Origin of the sequence: Membranihabitans maritimus (assembly GCF_021729145.1) — a bacterium.
In the GTDB taxonomy this organism is placed as follows: Bacteria; Bacteroidota; Bacteroidia; order Chitinophagales; family Saprospiraceae; genus Membranihabitans; species Membranihabitans maritimus.
Map to the genome: position 1 here is coordinate 279,893 of NZ_JAJSLW010000006.1, position 20,228 is coordinate 300,120.

Consider the following 20,228-nt stretch of genomic DNA (forward strand, 5'->3'; position numbering starts at 1 on the left):
ATTAATACGGAAATTTAATATCTATAGTGGTACCTTCTCCCAACCTACTCTCAAACTTAATATCCCCACTTAACAATTCAACATATTGTTTGACAATATTCAATCCCAATCCTGTTCCCTGGATTGTTTCGACATTGGACGCTCTGAAAAAGCGATCGAATAAGTATTTTTGCTCTTCTTCCGGTATCCCAATACCTTGATCTTTGACTTTGATCGAAAAAGACGCCTTACTAAATATAATAGTACATTCAATACCGGATCCCTCCTCCGAATATTTTATAGCATTCGTCAATACATTAAAAAGGACATTCTTCAAAATATTACGATCGGAGTCGACGTATCCATTTTCACCTATAATTTTAATCTCAAATTTTTGATTTTTTTTCAAATATCCTTGTATATCCTCCAGAGTGTCCTTTAAAAGTTCTTCGGGATCAATTTTGCTTATTTTTAATGCTATTTTACCCTCTTCCAATTTACTCAAGGATAGAAAATCATTTAAAATACCGGTTAAATTAACAACAGAGGATTTAATTCTATTGACATGTCTTTCTCGCTTTTCCTGCTCCGCCTCAAGTTTATATCTGGATAATAATGCCGCTGATGACATAATCGTACTCAAAGGAGTCCGAAACTCATGGGAAGCCATAGATACAAACCTGGATTTGAGCTCACTTAATTCTTTTTCTTTATCCAAGGCCAGTTCCAACTCGGTCTCTCTTTGCTGCAATTTCTTATTCGTTTCCAACAATTGATTAACAATGGTCTCTAGTTCCAATGTACGCACCCTTACCTTTTCCTCTAAAGCAGTATTAACCTCAATTAATTCTTTTTCAACCCTTTTGATTTCAGTTAAATCGTGAATAATTCCGGTAAAAATAGTTCGATTCTTCATTTTTACCTCACTGACAGCCAATCGGATAGGAAAAATAACACCATTCTTTTTTTGACCTGAAACCTCTCTTCCTATACCGATGATCCGACGCTCTTTTGTATCCTTATACCTTTGAATATAACCATCGTGTTCGGAATGGTAGGGGTCCGGCATCAAAACCTTCACATTCTGCCCAATAACTTCCTGGGGAGTATAGCCAAACAGCTTAGCCGCAGAATTATTAAAATTTTCTATAATTCCATATTCATCAATGGTAATTATTGCATCAATTGCTGTATCAATTATAGCTTGCAACCGAAGTGCTATGTCCTTTAAACCTTCCATAATCCTACTAGATGAGCATTATCATAATACTGACTGATAGAAATCATACTGTTATTTTCTTTCCGTGAATATATTTGAATTCAAATAAAAATACCAAAATGCTTAAACATAAATCCAAATTCAACAACCGTTAACTATTTAGTTGGTATAAATTCATTTGAACATGATAAACATAAAACTTTATGGTACACCAACCTCAAATTATGAGTATATAAAATCGGTTCTTCACTATAAAATGCATGAATTAGGCATTGAAATGAATTTTGTAGAAATTCAAAGTTGGGAAGATTATATCAAAAGCAATATTCAATCCATTCCATCGGTTGAAATTAACGAAAATATAATATTCAACATTCCCAAAAATAATATTAATAGTTCTATTAATACTATTATTACCTACATTAAAAATGAAACAATGAAAACATTTCAAAAAAACATACTGGTTCCAATGGAATTCGACAGTGCTTCGATTAATGCATTGAAGTATATAATAGACAGATTCCCCGACTCGCCTCTGACTATAATCCATGTATTTTCGGGTTTATTGGACTTAAATGACCCTATAACAATAGTTCCTGCTACTCCTCGTGAAGATGCTTTGAAAAACTCACTAATTACTTATATTAAAGATGCATTAAAAGGAGAATTGCCTGAACAAATAGAAAATGTAGAAATTATTTCCGGGATCCCATCAAATTCCATATTAAAGTATTCATCGGATAAACTATTTAACCTTATTGCCCTTGGGGCCCGAGAAAAATACGATTTGATCGCAAAATGGTTTGGCTCTACGGCTACCAACGTATTAAAAAACTCATCAACACCGGTATTAGTCATCCCAAAAGATGCTCAATATCAATCAATTCCATCAAAACCTATAATAGCACTGGAAGAAGAGGAAATAAATGCCAGATCAAATCAAATAATGACGAAGATTTTCGATAAGATGACCCATTGCCACATTTTACATGTTACAGACGATGAAGACAATTCCAAAATGGAAGAACAGGAAATAATTGAGAATCTTGAAAAGTCAAAGTTTCCATTTGGATATTCGGTATCTGTTCAAAAAGCCAAAAATATAACAGAAGCCATTTTGGATGAAGCAGAGAAAAAAAATGCAAGTGAAATTATAGTATTTCCCGAAAGTAACTCTATATTCAAGCAGTTTTTAAGTCAAAATATCTCCAGAAATTTAATTTATAAAGCTACAAAAATTCCAGTGTGGTCTTTTCACAAAACCACAGAAAACAAATAAAACTTATATTATAATATGAAAATTTTATGTCCGACTGATTTCTCTGAAGCATCTACAAACGCTTGTCTCGCTGCAGCTAAGCTAATTAACCCTTTCGAAGATAAACAAATTCATCTGGTTCACTGCATCAATATTGTTAGCAGGGCGGGAATGTTTCTAAAGATGGAAGATATGTTGAGACAACAAGCAAAAGAAGATCTCAATAAATTAAAAGAGTCGATTGAAATTATCAATCCAGAAATTAAAGTAACGAGTACTGTGGTTTTGGAAAATCCCAAATCTTATACAACCAAGCTGGCAGAGAAGGAAGGTTTTGACTTAATTTCAATAGGTACAGAAGGGCTATCAGCTTTAAAAGATGTAACGATAGGAAGTGTTACCGAGTATATAATACGTAAATCCAACATCCCCGTTCTTGCCATTCCTCCACAGTCAAATTTAGATTCTATATCTTCTATAGCCATGGGAATAGAAAATGATGTTAGTATTCATAGAAATAGCCTTACTTTTTTAGAATCAATTGCAGATTTCAACAATGCCAAAATTATTGGCATAAATGTCAGATCAGCAGGTCAAATGGCTTCAAGTTTTAAAATGGAAACACTCTTCCCATCACTTGAAACTGAATTTCATTCAATCGAAGTAGAGAATAACATACCTTCTACAATGGCTAATTTTGTATCTAATAACGATATAAGCATACTTGTAATGATCCATCAAAAAAAGAACTGGTTGCAACGCCTATTTTATAATAGTATCACAAAGGCTGAATTATTTGAAATCAATTTTCCTTTGCTCGTATTACCCGGATAAAAAAGCAACATTTAGATATTTTACAAAACTTGTTTCAACCTTAATTGAAACAAGTTTTTTTTGTATCAATAATGAAAATATATAGATTTCTACCTGTATTTTTAATAAAGTCCCGGTCAATAAAAAACGCCCACTAACAAATTTCAGGTCGACCTATCCTGATCGGAGTCCAGGTAGGGATTTCAATTGAAGCTTCGCTTTCTCGATAGGTATTCGTAGAAAAGCCTTTCCATTTAATTAGGCTACTATTGTTGTCTAGCATACTATTGATCAGGATCATTTTACGACCTAATCTATGTCATTGTTTTTCATTTCCCATACCATTAACTTTCAGTTGATTTTAAAACCTTAAATCCTAAAAAAATGTCAACCATTACGAAATCAAGTCAAAAGTTATCACCTTTTTTCAATTCATTTTTCCGGGATCCGTTTTGGGATATAGATACCGGCCTGGTAAACACATCTTTAAAGGGAAACGATTTTCCTCTCGCCAACATTAAAGAATCAAACGAATCCTATACCATTGAATTGGCCGCTCCCGGAAAAGCCAAGGAAGATTTCATCATAGAGGTAGATGAATCAAAACTTACTATTTTTTCGGAAGATAAAAAGGAAGATGAAGAAAAAAATGAAAATTATACAAGAAAAGAATACAGCTATCACTCTTTTCAAAGGTCTTTCCAGTTACCCAAAAGTATAGATATTGACTCCATTCATGCTTCCTATAATGAAGGTATATTAAAAATTGAAATACCTAAATTACAAGAAAATATCTCCAACTCAAAAACTATCAATGTATCATAAAATCAAATTGGAGGTTGGAACAGTTCAAACGATACATCAATTCCAGAAATTGCAGAATTCAAAATGTACCCTAGCACATTTTATCTGCTTTTGGTAAGCGAACTGATTATACGTTTTTTTCAACCTCTTTTTTTTTATTAACTTCAATAAATGGACTTACAAACACCACTTGCAAAAATCATGACCAAGGCAATACAATCTGTTGGTCAGAATGATGTTTTTTCCGACTTTTCCCATTTATTTGCTAGTCAATCTATTCATCATATTCCGGTAGTAAATAATAATTTAAAACCTGTAGGTATTATTAGCACCCATGATTATAATACATTAAAACATCATTTCTCAAATATGGATTGGAGTAAAGAACAATCTCAAATGGAAAATGACCGTTTATTCCAAAGTCTTCTAGCCAAAGATATTATGGTAGAGAATCCCATTTGCCTTCATGAAGACGCCCCTGTGAAAGATGCTATAAAGTTATTTCTTGAGAATAAGATTCATTCAACTATCATTTGTAATGATTCCGGACAATGTGTGGGAATCGTTACACCGTATGATATTTTAAAATTTATTTATCATAAGTAACTATTTAGACCCTTTATTCTCCTAATACCCACATTCTCTTTCTTCGCATTTTCAATTTGTAATTGATTTCAAGATAATGAGACAAATGATCAAATGCTTCATCTACCGAATCAGTAAACAAAATCAATTCCAAATCAGTCCGGGAAATAGTTCCTTCCTCAATCATAAAATCAAGGTATTGATTTAATTGCTGAAAGTACTCTTTACCCATTACAACCACAGGGAAATTTTTGAGGATGCCTGTCTGTATGAGCGTCAGGGTTTCAAATAATTCATCCATGGTTCCCCATCCACCCGGCAACACAAAAAAAGCATAAGAATACTTCAGTAATAAGACTTTTCGTACAAAAAAATGATCAAATTCTACCCAGGTATCCATATAGGGATTGGGATTTTGTTCATGAGGTAGGATTATGTTGCACCCTACAGACTTACCTCCCTGGTCAAAAGCCCCTTTATTCGCAGCTTCCATTATCCCAGGACCACCTCCAGTCATAACAGTAAACCCAAATCTGGATATTTCTTTACCCACCTCATATGCTAATCGATAATATTTATGATCATCCCGAAATCGGGCAGAACCAAAAACAGTAATACAAGGGCCCACAAAATGTAGTTTCCTAAAGCCCTTGATAAACTGTCGCATTACTTTGAAAGTAAACTTAAATTCACTAAAACGACTTCCTGGTCCCTCAAGATAATCATTGAGACGGTTAATATTTTTCATACCTTAAAAGATAAAACTTTTTGTTTCTTCCTTCTCGCTTAGCGCTTAGGAAAATGAATTCAATTCATTTCTTATCAATAACAATATATGACAAAAAGACGATCAACTCAAAACACCAATAATGGAATTCTGCTTTTAATCAAAAGTTTACGAGTAACACTTGAATGGTATAGACGCTCCCAAAATCCCCTGTTTGGCTTATATACTGCAATAAGATCAATGTTATGACTCTCAAGATAATTCAAAATTCCTTTCTCAACGGAATCAGCACTCGTCACAATAAACTCCATTTCCGCAAACGGCTTATTGTGCACCCGTGACTCCAAAACCGACTCATCTTCAGTTACATGGATCATATTAACCTCCGGATTATCAAATAATTCCCAAAAATTATAAAGCCATTCCAATGCCTTCTTTTCTTGGCCTTCCAATCGATCATCAATATTCATATTGGTTGGAAACAAAATTGATTTAAAATCAGAATACTTGGCACCATTAGGGATAGCTAAAACGGGTATATCTGATTTTTGAATCGTATGAGCTGTAGAACTACCAATAATCTTATCAAAGAGGCTGTATTTTTGCCTCATGGCCATTATAATAAAATCTACTCCCTCCTCTTCTGCTAATTCTGATATTTCCGTAGATGGATAGGCACCGTGAACAGCGTGAACATTCCCGCGTTGCTCTTTAGGAAATTGTTCCAGGACATCTCTAAGTTGTTTTTTAACCGCATGTCTACGCTCCTTGATCATGTCGATCATGGCCTTATGAGTAACAGCTGATGCTATCGGAATAGGTATGTCAAATACATGAATCAAATCTACCTCTATTTCTCGACCTTCGATCATTTCAGCTAAGAATGATAAAGCTCCCTCTGCACTGTCTGAAAAATCTGTTGCGAATAATACTTTGCGCATTGTTGAAATATTTTAATTTATCGTGAATTATTATGTTTCTTTACAGCGCTAAACTATCCTTAAAATACAAAAAATTACTTGATTTTCCTTAACGGCACAAATGATATTAATCAATTATCCCCTACCGATCCGAAACCTTAATCTTATATTTACCTGATCCGGTCTTTACTATTGTCATATCAGCCCTCCGGTCAACAAATAAAAATTTATCTGTTTTGATACCTTCCCCATTTATTGTTATTTTATCCATTTGCCCGGGTATACAAATATTTGCAGTGGTATTTACTGGTACTGTAATATCCATAATCAAATCATTTCCCGTTTTTTCCCAGGCAGATTCTATTAAGCCGTTTATAGAATGGTAAGTTGCCGAGACATTTGACAATCCTTTCTGGGGTATAACTGGGTTAATAGAAAAACTGCGATATCCAGGATCTACAACCTGAATTCCAGCCATAAACTCAAACATCCATTCGCATACTGAGCCAAAAGCGTAATGGCTAAATGAATTCATTGAGGCATTGTGAACAAATCCTTCATCCAGAGTATAACTATCCCACCGCTCCCATATTGAAGTGGCACCATTTACTACTTCAAAACCCAAGGATGGATATTCCGTACTTAAAATTAAATCATAGGCCGTTTGGATATGCCCGGTAGTAGACAATGCTGGAAGCAAAGGTTTGAACCCCAAAAATCCCGTAGCCAGTTTTCCATCATTTCCAGCGACTAAATCGGATAACCAATCACCGGCCTTTCTCTTGTCCTCTCCTTCCACAAGTCCCATATATATAGCATTTGCATAGGCCGTTTGCGTATGTCCACGGAATCCCAGTTGACCGTCTACATACCCTGAGCCATCTCCGTATACTAAAGTATCCGTCACAAATTTTCCAGACTCATCGGTATAGTGCCTTACCATACTTTCTTTAATCTTTTTAAATAACTCTCTATAATTCCCAGCCTCTTCCTTCTTACCAATGGCATCGGCCATCGCTCCCATTAATTCGGCACAATACGCATAATACATGGTAGCTAATAAATCAGGAGGTGTTTTTTTACCAACAGAAAGCCAATCACCAAATCCACCCTTGGGACTTATTTCTTCGAATGCCCCTTCCTCAAAAACATAATCTCCTCCACTCTTTTCTTTTAAAAATTCCATATACGCCACCATATTCTCCCAGGAACTCTTTACAATCTCGGTATCTCCATACGTTTCATATATTTCATATGGGCAGATGATACCGGCCTCTGACCATCCGGGTGAATATTTGTCCGTACCTCGGATAGCTGGAGTAGCCAAATCGGTCTTGGGCATAGGGGCATAAATCGGATACGCACCATTTGACCATTGGGCATCGTTCAAATCTCTCACCCATTTTGTATAAAATGCGGCAACATCGGTATTGAAAGTCGCGGACTTCACATATATTTGAGCGTCACCGGTCCACCCTAATCTCTCATCTCTCTGGGGGCAATCCGTAGGAATATCGATATAGTTCGCGAACTGGGTCCAAACTATGTTACTATATAACTGATTTAACATGGGAGAATCTGTATCAAAATCACCTACTAATTTTGTATCTGAACTCAATGCCAATCCTGTTATTGTTCTATCACTCACCTCATCTAGACCGGAAACTTCTACATACTGAAACCCGTGAAAAGTAAACGTTGGCATCCAGGTTTCCCCGTTAGGGTCCCCTTTTAAAATATAATAATCCGTAGCTCTTGCCCTTCGCAAATTTTCAGTTACCAACCTTCCATCCGGATGCAACATTTCACCATATCTCAAAGTCACCGTATCACCTGGGTTCCCCTTTACTTTAAGCCGGATTATACCTGCAAAGTTTTGCCCCAAATCTACTATATGCTTCTTATCACCAGATGGAATTATTTCCCTGGGAGTAAATTCATCGATTACACGGACAGGATTTCCCGGGTATAATTCAATTTCTCTTTGCGGACTATCCTCAGAGGAAAGAACTTCCTCCCAATCGCTGTCATCGAACCCCGGTTTGTCCCAGCCAGCGATTTCCTTCCTCGCATCATACATTTCCCCTTGTAGCATATCCGATTCAATTAAAGGACTTGAACACCCTTTCCAATCTTTATCGGAAACTATATAATCAGTAGATCCATCTGTATACTCAATTCTCACTTGCGCTTTCATCAATGGAGTCCTACCGTAAAAATCCCTTACTTTAGAGGTCCCTACCAATAAGGCATATCCCAGGTATCCCGAATACCATCCGTATGACAAATGAGCCCCAAGTGTATTTTCTCCCGGCTTGATTAAATCCGTAACATCATAAGCCTGATAGTAAACCCTTTCATTGTAATCGGTCCAACCCGGCACAAAATAGTCATCCCCTACTTTATTCCCATTGATCTTAAATTCAACCAAACCTAATGCTGAAATATATAACCTGGCTGATTTGACTTCTTTTCGCAATTGAATATTCTTTCTCAAATAAGGAGTAGGAGGTAAATCGTATTCGCTGTCGGTAAAATTTTCCCGTAAATCCAGGCCAATCCAATCCGCTTTCCAATCCTTTTTTTCCAATAATCCCATTTCCCAGTACGCCATTTCACTCCATGGACCGACATCGCCATTTTTATCCCACGCCCTTACCTTCCACCAAACGCGCATTCCCGAATGAAGCTCTTTTCCAGCGTACTTAATTTGATTGGTTGCAGAGGACTCTATCTTCCCTGAATCCCAGGTATCCCCTTTTGAGGAGGCACAAAGGTCTTGGGAAGATGAGACAATTATTTGATAAGCACTTTGAAACTGGTTATTTACAGGTGATGTCAGTTCCCAACTTAATCTAGGCGAAATAACATCTACAAATGGATTGATTTTATACTCCGTTCGTAAATTGACCGGCAGAATACCCTCTGCGTACAAATTCATACCTATTATGAATAAAAAAACAGTCCAGATCGTCTTTTTTTTTGTTTGTCCCCACTCCATGTTATTGACTAAAATTTAAGATTACTCATTACCTATGAGAACAAATATTATTCATTCTCCGCATTAAATTTAGAAAAGGTAAATCAGAGAAACCATAGGTAAGTATTTATTATTTAACCTCTTCTTTGTAGAAACACAGTCTGAAAAAGAGTGAATATTTAATTGGATCTACAGCGTTTAGGAAATGGCCGATCCGGAATTATTTATATCCCTTACATCCTTTATTTTTCGGCTATAATCCACTTTTTTATCCTGGGGTTAAAATCCTCTATATGCTCCCAGTGAAAGGCATGGCCTGCATCCTTATATACATATAAAGTCGAATGGGGGATTTCATCTGCTATTTCGCGCAACATCCAATCGGGTACAAACCGATCTTCCCCACCGCCAATTACGAGGGTAGGTTGTGATATTGAGCGCAACTCATCAAACGTATTGTGAGCTATGCACGCATCAGCCTGTCCTTTGAGACCTAGTAAAGATTGGGGAACTTCTTCTGAAGAAGCAGTTTTTCGATCTTGTTGAAAGGTAATTAACTGCTTTTCATCATCCCAGGTCTTTTTTGAATAAATTAACTGTTGGATATAGTGAGCAAACTCCCCAGGTTCAAGCCTTTCTTTATAAATTTTCATTAACTCAAATATGGAACTGGTTTTATTATCACAATAAGACCAGGTACACATCAACACCAGAGAACTCACTCTCTCTGGGAATAATATTGCTAACTGTTGCGCAATAATACTTCCCATCGAGCACCCGATTACAGAGCAACTTTCAATATCCAAATGTTCCAGCAATCCGGCATAATCGGTTGCCATTTCAGCTGATGAATAAGAACCTGGTGGAGCATCGGTTAATCCGACACCTCTATTGTCTGCTATAATACAATGAAAATATTGTGACCAGTAATTTAAGTGTTTCTCCCAAACTTCCCCTCGAGCAGTAATTCCCATAATTAGTAAAAGCGGTTCTCCTTCCCCTTTCTGGTCATAAAACATCCGGATTCCATTGACATTAGCAAAAGGCATATTAAATTGTTTTATCGAATTTCCGGAATTAATGTATTGTGAATCCAGTCTCCATCATGCTCTGTAACCCAGTCCGGATCCTTTAGCGCTTCCTGGCCTTCATCCTCACAAACTATCCATCCATCGAATTCTATATCTTTAAGCCATTGAGTTATTTTAATGAGGTCAATTTTGCCCTTTCCCATTAATACGAATTCAGGATTACCATCCCAATCCTTATAGTGAAGATGATTGATTAGTGATTCATATTCTTTCATCTTTTCCAGTGGATCCATCCCCCCATTGATAATATGGCCTACATCGGGGGTCCAACCCGTTACCGAAGCGTTAAGCCCCTCCAGGATCACTTTGTAATCCTCTTCAGTACGGGTAATTGATGTTTCTGGAGAATTAGGATGAAAACTACAGGTAACCCCCTTATCCGACGCTCTTTGCGAAACAGCATTTACATTTTTGATCAAGTTTTCTCTTCGTTTTACTAAATCCTTCCTACTGGTTGGCATTTGCACTGTACATAAAACGGCCCCTGGAAAGTTTTCCAACAATTCAATCGCTTCATCTGCTTCTCTGCGTTCAAATTCTGTCTCACCGTCATGGTTCCAGTCTAATACCAGGGATAATGCGGACAATTCTATACCTTCTTCATCCAATTTATCTGATAATCTCTCGCTATCCCTAAGCTCACCCATCCAGGAAAAGATGGGTTGAATTCCTTCAAAACCCGAACTAGAAATCACTTCTATCATGTGTCCCAATTTCCCTTCATATGCCTTGCCTTCATTCTTCATAAACCACGTGTACACTTCCGATCCAAATCGAAACGGTAATTCTTCAATCGTCATATTTATTACTTTTAAAATCCGTGTTCAGATAATTTATTCTTTATTAATTCAAAACCTTTTTTTGCAACATCCCAGGGTTCGGAATATTCCCTCCATACATTAATTGAATTGGCAAAACCCGGATCATTCCTGGTGAATGCCTCAATCGTAAACCATCCATCGTACCCTACTTCCCTGAGTGTGCTAAAGCTCTCATCAAAATCTATATGCCCTTCACCCGGTGTACCCCGGTCATTTTCACTGATGTGAACGTGTCCAAGCACAGGAGCTACCGTTTTGATGGCGTCGGCAACACTCTTTTCTTCGATATTGGCATGATGGGTATCAAAGTGAGCTTTCACATTTGGATGATTCACCATATTAATCAACCCCGTCAATTGTTCCATCGTATTGCAAAGGTAACATTCAAAACGATTAATAGCTTCCGGAGTTAAAATAACATTGGCCTGTTTGGCATATTCCCCCGCCTGATAAAGTATTTCAGCACTCCAGTGGTATTCATTTTCATCAGGTGCTTTATCCCTGAATGTAGCAAAAGCAGAGTGAAAAGGGCCACATATAAGATGGGAATCCATAGATTCTGCCCGATCAATAGCCCATTTTATTTGCTCCAAACCGGCATTTCTTGTTTTTGAATCCGGGCTTATAGGGTTTTGTTCCGGTCCAAGGCCCAACACACAAGTCACTTCAATTCCAATTTTCCTGCAAAAGTCTCCAAACTTTTGGTATTCCTTTTCGTTGTCGGTTCCATAAAAACATTCAACACCATCATATCCAATTTCTTTCAGCCGTTCGACGACAGGATACATTTCCTCCGAAACAGAGGCAGACCAAGCCAGAATATTAAATCCAATTTTTGCCATAATATAAAATATCTTTTAATTCTTAATTTTCAAGTTAAATCGTCTTTTTCTAAATTCCACACAATTACTGGTTATTTATAGAACTCCGGTTTTCTTCCTTTTTTATATTGATCAAAACCAAACATGGTCGGATTATAATCACCCACTATCTCTACATTCAATTCTTCGTCAATCTTATCTTCTCTGTCAATCGCCCAATAAGCTCCGTTAATGATCATTCTCCGGAGATCTTCACTTAACAGGTCTATTGAAGCACCCATAGTTGTAGCTAAGACCTTGCCCTCGTTACCATTTTCGATTTTATACGTTTTGGCCCAGGCAACTGGCATAATAGGTTTTTCCCAATTTACCGGTGCATCCGCCGTCATTCCATTAGTTGATTGCCCCCAGAGTAATACCTCTGAACCCTCCGGCACGTCTGTCAAACCATACACATCTGTAGGACCCCAAATGTCAACAACCCCTTTCAAAATTGGGTGGTCATTGCGCTTTGCAATTCCGTCTACTAATGCTCGTGTTCCTTCTTTTCCGTGAATCCCGTGATGATTAATCCAGGTTTCTCCTAATATTTTTTTACCAAATCCTCCATTCCAACCTTCAGCTTTAGATGCAAAATCATACTTAGCATGGGGGCTTCCTTTATCCCGGCTATACCTGAATGCATGGGTAGAGGTCCTCAATCCAATAATCGGCTTGCCGGCTTTCAGGTAATCAGCAAAATAATCCATCTGCTCTTTGGGCAATTCCCTGAAGCGAATCAACATTATGACTAGATCAGCTGACTTCAAATGATGCATCCCGGGGATATTGGTCTGATGATTGGGATTTATTTCCCCTGAACTTTCATCAATAGAAAAAAGTACAGTAGTCTTAAAACCATGATGGTGCGTCAAAATTTTTGCGAGCATCGGCATTCCTTCTTCTGAACGATATTCTTCATCTCCACTTATTAAGACCACATGCTTACCATTAGATTGTTTTGACTCCGGTTCGAAGTTCAGCCACCGAGGATCATTCTGGGCATTAATAGAAATAGCTATCGAAAAAACCAACAAGACTGCCGATATAATTTTAATTCCTTTCATATACTTTTTTATTTACCAATGAATATTCTGAAGTTCGTAAAAATTGTTGACATGATCGCAATTCCTTTACTTCACCTTTTTTGAATTCTATTTCGCCGGGACCATTAAAGTTAAATTAAGATAAAACGAATTTTACCTGCATTGCAGGAAAATAATAATTTGTTTAAAAATGACACCTACATCACGAAAAATAAAAGCCGGGACTGAAATCAGTGCAGTTCCCGGCTTAATACTTTTATTTACTTTATCCGACAAATATGTCCTATAGTATACAATTCACCAGCATTACTCTGGTTTATTCAAAAACACATTTGCTCATTTGTCGATTCAAAAAACTATGCCAATTCCAGTTCAGCTCTTTTATTTCTGCCTCTTTGCCAAAAGAAGAAAATCAGAAATAAGACGATCAAAATTCCTGGTAAAGACGCCATCTTCGCCAACGTAGCTTGTCCGGCTGCCAGTTCCAGTTCTGAACCGGTCAATCCTAACTCGGCATTCACAGCCCTCGAGCTATCTATCCATCCCCCAATAATGGGTTGGAAGATAGAGGAAGAGAACATACCTACTCCACCGAGAATAGACATTCCAAGCGCACCACTCAACGGCACTTTTTTCGCAACTGCACCAATCATTACCGGCCAGAAAAAACATACCCCAATTGCAAATAAAATAGCTGCAACATATGCCATTCCTCCTGTGACCATACTAAACATATAAATGCCTAAAGTAGCAAAAATAGCTCCGCCCAATAGGACACCGGTTTGTCCTAATGTCCCGACAACCGGCCCCGCAAAAAATCGACCAACGGCCATCAATCCGGTCACCAACGCCAGGATCAACATAGGACTTGCACCACTATTAGCCATTATCATGCTCACCCACTGTTGAGGGCCGAATTCCGATATGGCTGTTAACGCCATACAACAGAACAAAAAGATATAGGTGGGAGTAAGCATAGCTTTAAAATTCTCTGACAATGAACGAACACCTTCCACACTCGGCTTGGGAAAATCTTTACCAAAAAACAATACTGCATATATTATTGTAGGGATTAATGTGACCCACATCTGGGCCTGCCATCCGGCTCCCCAATCAGTCATGAACTTTGATATAAGACTTCCTACCACAATACCACCAGGGAACCACATATGGAATCGATTCAACATTTTATCCATTTTAACGCCCGAATACATGTCTGCGATCATAGGATTACAGGCAGCTTCCGTACAACCATTACCGAATCCTATAAAAAGTGTAGACATTAAGAGTATCGTATAATTACCTGAATAAATAGTAAAAATTATTCCTAAGGTATGGGCGATAAAGGCAATTTGCATAATTCGCTTAGGGCCTACAATATGATAAAATAATCCTCCAAGGATCATGGATATTGGAAATCCCAAAAACCACATGGTATTAATAAACCCAAGTTCGGTAGCACTCAAGCCAAACGATTCACCCAATTGGGGCAAAATACCCGCCCGAATTGAAAAGGTAAATGCAGTAGTTATCAGGGCAAAACAACTACCGTTAAAAAGGGCCGACTTGTTAATGTTTTCATTCATTGATATTAATTTTGATTTTTTATTTAATTGCGTGTGAAAATTTGATTGTAAAAACGATCAACCAATATAAAAAAATGATTACCATTTTTTTTTAAAATCAAACCTTGATTTTCAACACAAAATTAATAGTCTATACCACACATTTATCTTCTCTAATTCAAAACTTTATTTGGGTAAATTACACTGCTTTCTTTGTAGCTTTCAAATATTACCAGCGTTAATAAAAAGGTTTACTGGTAATTATTATCTGTCTCAACGCACTATACGATAATATTCTGTATAATAACTAAAATAAAAAACAAGCCACCTAAAAAACACACATTACTAAACTATTAATACAAACTAAAAGTAATATCCTGCATACAATTTGGTTTCATATAGTTACCTAATGGCTCTACTTCTTATATAAATCAGTACCCATTGTTTTGTATCAGGTTCGAATTATTTAAAATTTCAGCAGTCGGAATGGGGAATAACAATTCACGCTCTTTAAGGGTAGGCCCATACGAGAATGTATGTCCCACATACTCTTCAAATTCGCCGGTTTCTACATTTAAAGCTTTTCGCAATCTAACCATATCAAACCATGTTTTATTCTCATAACACAATTCGTACCAACGCTCTTTCCAAACTGCTTCCCTGAATTCTTCCTTCGACAAATTAGATAATTCCGGTAATTCCGCTCTTGACCGAACCGCATTTACCGCGCCGTACGCCACTTCATTAGGACCATTTACCTCATTAGACGCCTCTGCGTAAATCAACAAAACATCCGCATAACGAATTAATGGCCAATTGAGATCACTGTTGGCTGAAGAGGTTTGTGCTACAATATCAAAGTGCTTGTAAATAAAGTATCCCCCCAGATCTACTTCCAAACTGCGGTCATCCTGGTGGGTAAATTCGGTAAAAAAGAACTCATCCTCTTTTGCCCTTAAATCACCAGGTTCGAATGATTCCACAAATGCTTGCGTAGCATATATCCCGCCGGTCTCGGCAGAATATTGGGAAATATTTTTATTGTAAGGGATAATGGCGACCTGCCAATTAGAAGGCAAAATTTGAGTTTTAAATTGAATCATAAAAATATTCTCTTCTATATTCTTCATCGAAGGGTCATGCAAATCATCGTAATCGTCAAATAGCTGAAACTCACCCGAATTAATCACTTCTTGTGCCTTTTGCGCCGCCAGGTTGTAATATTCATTTCCTTTCTGTAAAGGATATCCCGCCATAGTCAGATAAACTTTGGCCAATAGTGATTTTACGGCTCCCAGACTCACCCTTCCGGAAGGATCAAACCATGGTAATCCGGAGTTTTCCGATTTCTCCAAATCACTAACTATTAAATCGTACACATCTTGCACATCTGCCGGAGAGGGTCTTAAATTATCCGATTGGAGGGAAACTGGTGATGTCACCAATGGAATATTTCCAAACATTCGAACCAAATTAAAATAATACCATGCTCTTAAGAAATAAGCCTCACCTAACAGCTTTTGCTTTTCCTGGTCATCCATTGTAATACCGGGCACCTTCACTATAGAAAGATTGGCATTGGCTATCCCCTGGTAGTAAGACTGCCAATAGGTCAATCCATATCCATTGTCAGAGGTATTATTCAAATCTCGGACAAAGTAACTGTTTACTGCTTGTCCCAAATCAGTAGCGGCGAGACCGGTTGCGAATTCAGTCATCATCCAGGCTCCACCCCCAAAACCACTATTCATAGGCTCTCTCATACTCGCGTAAATGGCATTCACTGAACTATGAGCATGAGCAGGTTTTGTAAAATAATTTTCTTCTGTAAAATTACTGGGATCCGATTCGCTCAAAAAATCAGAGCAACCCGCCAATCCAAACATTGCAATTATTATATATAAAAATATTAATTTTTTCATTTTTCTAAATTTTAGATAAAACAATTGTTATAAACCGGCATTTATTCCAATCATGAATACCCTTGGACGGGGATAATCATACAATCCGAATCCCTGGTTAAAAGCAGCCCCGCTATTTGACACTTCAGGATCATATCCGGTATATTTAGTAGCTACAAAGAAGTTTTGAACTGAAGCATAAACCCTTAGTTTACTCAACTTCATTTTTGAATAAATATCATGGGGGAATACATACGACAATAGCAAGTTTCGTCCACGCAAAAACGAAGCATCAGTTACCTTGTGGCTATCATTATTTGTAGTGTAATACGCATTGATCGGCCGGATCTGCGCAATGGGAGTATTTTGGTTGTCCTCTGTCCAGGCATTCAATACCGTTTTGTAGCTATTCGCTATTCCTTGTCGATCTTCTGCTGAATGGATACTCCGGTCCAAAACGTCATTTCCATACATAAACTGTAAATCAACCGTCAAAGACCAGTTTCCATACTCAAAAGTATTGAGTAAAGTTCCAAAACCGTCCGGAATTCCCTTTCCTATAATAGCCCGGTCCAAATCATTGATTTCACCATCTTCATTTAGATCAAGATATTTTACATCCCCAGGTAAAAGCCCGTATTCTTTAGCTTCCTCAGCTTCATTGGTCGACCATATTCCCTGATGAACCCGACCAAAGAAAGAACCTACCGGTTCTCCCACACGGATCACCGTAGCCCCCGAATATATATCACTTCCACCTGAAAGTTCCAAAACCTGATTTTTATTGATTGAAATATTGAAGGTTGTACTCCACGAAAAATCATTTTTTGTTACATTAACAGAATTTACAGCAAACTCTACCCCCTTATTTTCCATACTACCGATATTGGAAAATATGCTGCCATATCCGCTACTCAATGGTAAAGGAGTGTCCAACAACATATCATTTACCTTCCGTCGATATACATCCAATTCAAAGTTTAACCTGCTGGAAAAAAGGCCCAGTTCCATTCCAATATCTATTTGGTGAGTTTTTTCCCACTGCAATGCCGGATTAGGGATTCTTCCTATACCAATACCTACCTCCCGGGAACCGCCAAAAATAACATCGTAATTATTCATTCCAGCCAAGGCTCGATAAGCCGGTATTTCTGAATTACCCGTTACTCCATAGCTAGCCCTGAATTTAAGATTTGAAATCGCAGTTTGCTGCTTCATAAATTCCTCATCAATCGCCCGCCAGGCAAAAGCCGCTGAAGGGAAAAAAGCATATTGGTTTTCTTCCCCAAATTTAGAAGATCCATCCAAGCGCCCGGTAAATGTGACCAGGTATTTATCCTGCAAAGAATAATTCAACCTAGTAAAATATGAATTTAAACCGTAAGCAGTGGATACTGATGAGGGTGTAAGGGCAGTAGTCCCAGCACCTAAATTATTATATTCAAAATACGTATCGGCAAACCCCTGTGAGCGAGCCTGATTATTAAATCGGTCTATATGCTGCCAGGATAGTCCCAGCATAGCATTCAAGGATTGATCAGCCGTAATATCTTTATTATAAGTCAAATAATTTTCAAATTGCCAGGAATTAAATCGATTGTTTGTGACTGACGCATCTCCATTATTGGAAATATATTGCAACCCTGCGGCCGCAAAGTAATCCGTTCTCTGATTAATGATATTGGAACCTATCATTGAACGAAATTGCAAATCATCTGTCAGCCTAATATTTGCAAAAACATTCCCCAACATCGTTTGTGTACGCAAATAATACAATCGCTCGTCAGCTACACGGATAGGATTGTCTCCACCTTCCATTCCTGGATAATCCCGATTACTGGCCCAGGAACCGTCCTCGTATCTTACCGGTATTATAGGCAATGCTTCTAACGCCTGTCTCATCATAGTAATTCCACCGCCGCCCAATTGATCGACTTGTTTGTCATTCTGGTCGGTATATCCTAGCGAACCGCCAATTTTCAACCAGCTGTTGATATTGGAATCAAACGTAAACCGGCCGGAATATCTTTTCTGCCAGGAGCCATAGACAATTCCGTTTTCATTTCGATAATTCAAAAAGACACCATAGTTACCGGTTTCATTACCATTGGTAAAACCCAACTGGTGATTTTGTGTGAACGCCTCTTGAAAGGCTGCATCCTGCCAATCCGTATCATATAGTGGGTTTCCCTGATCATCAAATAATAAAGGATTTGTTCGCTTGGTACGCGGATCTGTATATTTTGTACCTGTCGCCCAACCTACCGGATCATATTTTTCAGCATTTTCGTAAATAATTTCTTCCACTCTCAGGAATTCCTCCGCATTTAACACGGGCAAATGACGGGGTGCGACTCCCACACTAAAGTCCGAATCATAAGTCACCCTTCCTCCTCCTGAAGATCCTCTCTTTGTTGTAACTAAGATGACTCCATTGGCACCTCTAGCCCCATATATGGCGGTAGAAGATGCATCTTTGAGAACCTCAATGGATTCAATATCATTGGGATTGAGATAATCTATCGGAGAACTGCCATTTTCTAAATCTACTGAATTTAGTATTACACCGTCGATTACATACAGGGGATCATTGGATACGCTGATCGAACTGGCGCCCCGAATTCGTATATTGGCCCTTCCTCCGGGCCTTCCCGAATTTGTAGAAACATCTACTCCGGCTATCCGCCCGGAAAGTCCCTGGTTCAATGAGGAGACAGGTCGCTCCTGAAGTTCCTCTCCTTTGAGTGTTCCTACTGAACCCGTCAGATCAGACTTCAGTTGCGTACCATACCCTACCACTACCAATTCATCCAATGTTTCTGCATCTGAATTCATTTCGATTTCAAGGGTTGTACTACTAGACCCAACCTCTACTTCTGTAGTTGTATAACCTATGTAAGACAAAACCAAAATACTTCCTTCTTCTACATCCAATAGTTCAAATTCGCCGTCAAAATCCGTTGTCGTTCCTTTATTCGTTCCTTTTACCTGAATATTTACACCGATTAGTGGCACCCCTGATTCATCTATCACACGTCCTTTAGTAGTATCAGCAGGAACAGCTGGAATCAATTTATTAAAATTTTTCTTATCGAGATAGTTGACAACGTCTACAAAAACTTTTTTGCGAAGCACAATAGCCTTTTCTTCTACCAAATACGTAATCGGCTGGTTAACAAAACATATCTCTAATACCTCCTTTAACGGCATATCAGAGACATTTACCGATATTGGTTTCGAAAGACGGATCAGGTCCGTAGTATAAATAAAGTCATATCCACTTTGTTTGCGTATTTCCTTGAATACTTCCTGTAATGAAGCCTCTTCTACACTTAATGTAATATCCTGGCCAAGTCCCGCTGCGCGTACCTGGAGAATACTCAAGACAATTAAAAACATAGTGAGCTTCATCACTTTTGATTTTTTTACAATTGAAAGTGGCAGTAGAAAGGTCCACCACTTTATTTTACCATTAGTCCAATATTCCATACATTTGCATTTTGGGTTAAATAATTCATTTACTTCCTAGTCATTTAGTATTGATAAATTTGATCCAAATCCCCGCTTACTTCCGATCTGGCCATCTGGAGTAAGCGGTATTTTATTATTTTTTAGTCCTATCTCACATGTCTAAATTCTTTAATAAGAATAGTCTATAC

Annotated in this window: 15 protein-coding genes; 4 read left to right on the forward strand and 11 right to left on the reverse strand. The window is 37.9% G+C overall.

The genetic code is table 11. From position 1 onward, the window contains the following. Position 1: 1 nt before the first annotated feature. Positions 2-1,219: a PAS domain-containing sensor histidine kinase gene (locus tag LVD47_RS09410; protein ID WP_236975510.1), complete on the reverse strand. Its 1,218-nt coding sequence runs from the start codon at positions 1,217-1,219 to the stop codon at positions 2-4. 163 nt (positions 1,220-1,382) lie between these two features. Between LVD47_RS09410 and LVD47_RS09415 the strand changes: the two genes are divergently transcribed. The 4 genes from LVD47_RS09415 (at position 1,383) to LVD47_RS09430 (ending at position 4,679) form a co-directional block, all read left to right on the forward strand. Then, positions 1,383-2,477, forward strand: a complete 1,095-nt coding sequence (locus LVD47_RS09415) for a universal stress protein (protein WP_236975511.1) — start codon at positions 1,383-1,385, stop codon at positions 2,475-2,477. A 15-nt stretch (positions 2,478-2,492) separates the two neighbouring features. After that, positions 2,493-3,290, forward strand: a complete 798-nt coding sequence (locus LVD47_RS09420) for a universal stress protein (RefSeq protein WP_236975512.1) — start codon at positions 2,493-2,495, stop codon at positions 3,288-3,290. A 363-nt stretch (positions 3,291-3,653) separates the two neighbouring features. After that, a complete protein-coding gene (locus tag LVD47_RS09425) occupies positions 3,654-4,094 on the forward strand; it encodes an Hsp20/alpha crystallin family protein (protein ID WP_236975513.1) in 441 nt (146 codons plus the stop codon). Positions 4,095-4,244: 150 nt separating this feature from the next. After that, the gene (locus tag LVD47_RS09430; protein WP_236975514.1) at positions 4,245-4,679 is read left to right on the forward strand and encodes a CBS domain-containing protein; all 435 of its coding nucleotides are present in this window, start codon (positions 4,245-4,247) and stop codon (positions 4,677-4,679) included. A gap of 13 nt (positions 4,680-4,692) precedes the next feature. On the opposite strand, the gene LVD47_RS09435 is transcribed toward LVD47_RS09430, so the two are convergent. The 10 genes from LVD47_RS09435 to LVD47_RS09480 form a co-directional block, all read right to left on the reverse strand. Then, on the reverse strand, positions 4,693-5,406 hold the full coding sequence (locus tag LVD47_RS09435) for an LOG family protein (protein WP_236975515.1): 714 nt from the start codon (positions 5,404-5,406) through the stop codon (positions 4,693-4,695). A 107-nt stretch (positions 5,407-5,513) separates the two neighbouring features. After that, positions 5,514-6,326 (reverse strand): universal stress protein, encoded by an 813-nt coding sequence (locus LVD47_RS09440; protein WP_236975516.1) that lies wholly within the window; start codon positions 6,324-6,326, stop codon positions 5,514-5,516. A 121-nt stretch (positions 6,327-6,447) separates the two neighbouring features. Further along, complete coding sequence (locus LVD47_RS09445; RefSeq protein WP_236975517.1) at positions 6,448-9,246, reverse strand: alpha-L-rhamnosidase; 2,799 nt, start codon at positions 9,244-9,246, stop codon at positions 6,448-6,450. Between the two features lie 281 nt (positions 9,247-9,527). Then, positions 9,528-10,334, reverse strand: a complete 807-nt coding sequence (locus LVD47_RS09450) for an alpha/beta fold hydrolase (RefSeq protein ID WP_236975519.1) — start codon at positions 10,332-10,334, stop codon at positions 9,528-9,530. 11 nt (positions 10,335-10,345) lie between these two features. Beyond that, the gene (locus LVD47_RS09455) at positions 10,346-11,176 is read right to left on the reverse strand and encodes a sugar phosphate isomerase/epimerase family protein (protein WP_236975521.1); all 831 of its coding nucleotides are present in this window, start codon (positions 11,174-11,176) and stop codon (positions 10,346-10,348) included. A gap of 11 nt (positions 11,177-11,187) precedes the next feature. Continuing rightward, on the reverse strand, positions 11,188-12,039 hold the full coding sequence (locus tag LVD47_RS09460) for a sugar phosphate isomerase/epimerase family protein (RefSeq protein WP_236975523.1): 852 nt from the start codon (positions 12,037-12,039) through the stop codon (positions 11,188-11,190). 71 nt (positions 12,040-12,110) lie between these two features. Further along, positions 12,111-13,124 carry a ThuA domain-containing protein gene (locus LVD47_RS09465; RefSeq protein ID WP_236975525.1) on the reverse strand — a complete coding sequence of 338 codons (1,014 nt, stop codon included), beginning with the start codon at positions 13,122-13,124 and terminating at the stop codon, positions 12,111-12,113. Between the two features lie 335 nt (positions 13,125-13,459). Then, entirely contained in the window at positions 13,460-14,689 is a 1,230-nt protein-coding gene (locus LVD47_RS09470) for an MFS transporter (RefSeq protein ID WP_236975527.1), read from the reverse strand. A 410-nt stretch (positions 14,690-15,099) separates the two neighbouring features. Beyond that, positions 15,100-16,590 (reverse strand): RagB/SusD family nutrient uptake outer membrane protein, encoded by a 1,491-nt coding sequence (locus LVD47_RS09475; RefSeq protein ID WP_236975529.1) that lies wholly within the window; start codon positions 16,588-16,590, stop codon positions 15,100-15,102. Positions 16,591-16,617: 27 nt separating this feature from the next. Then, positions 16,618-20,058 carry a TonB-dependent receptor gene (locus LVD47_RS09480; RefSeq protein WP_236975531.1) on the reverse strand — a complete coding sequence of 1,147 codons (3,441 nt, stop codon included), beginning with the start codon at positions 20,056-20,058 and terminating at the stop codon, positions 16,618-16,620. Positions 20,059-20,228: the final 170 nt, after the last annotated feature.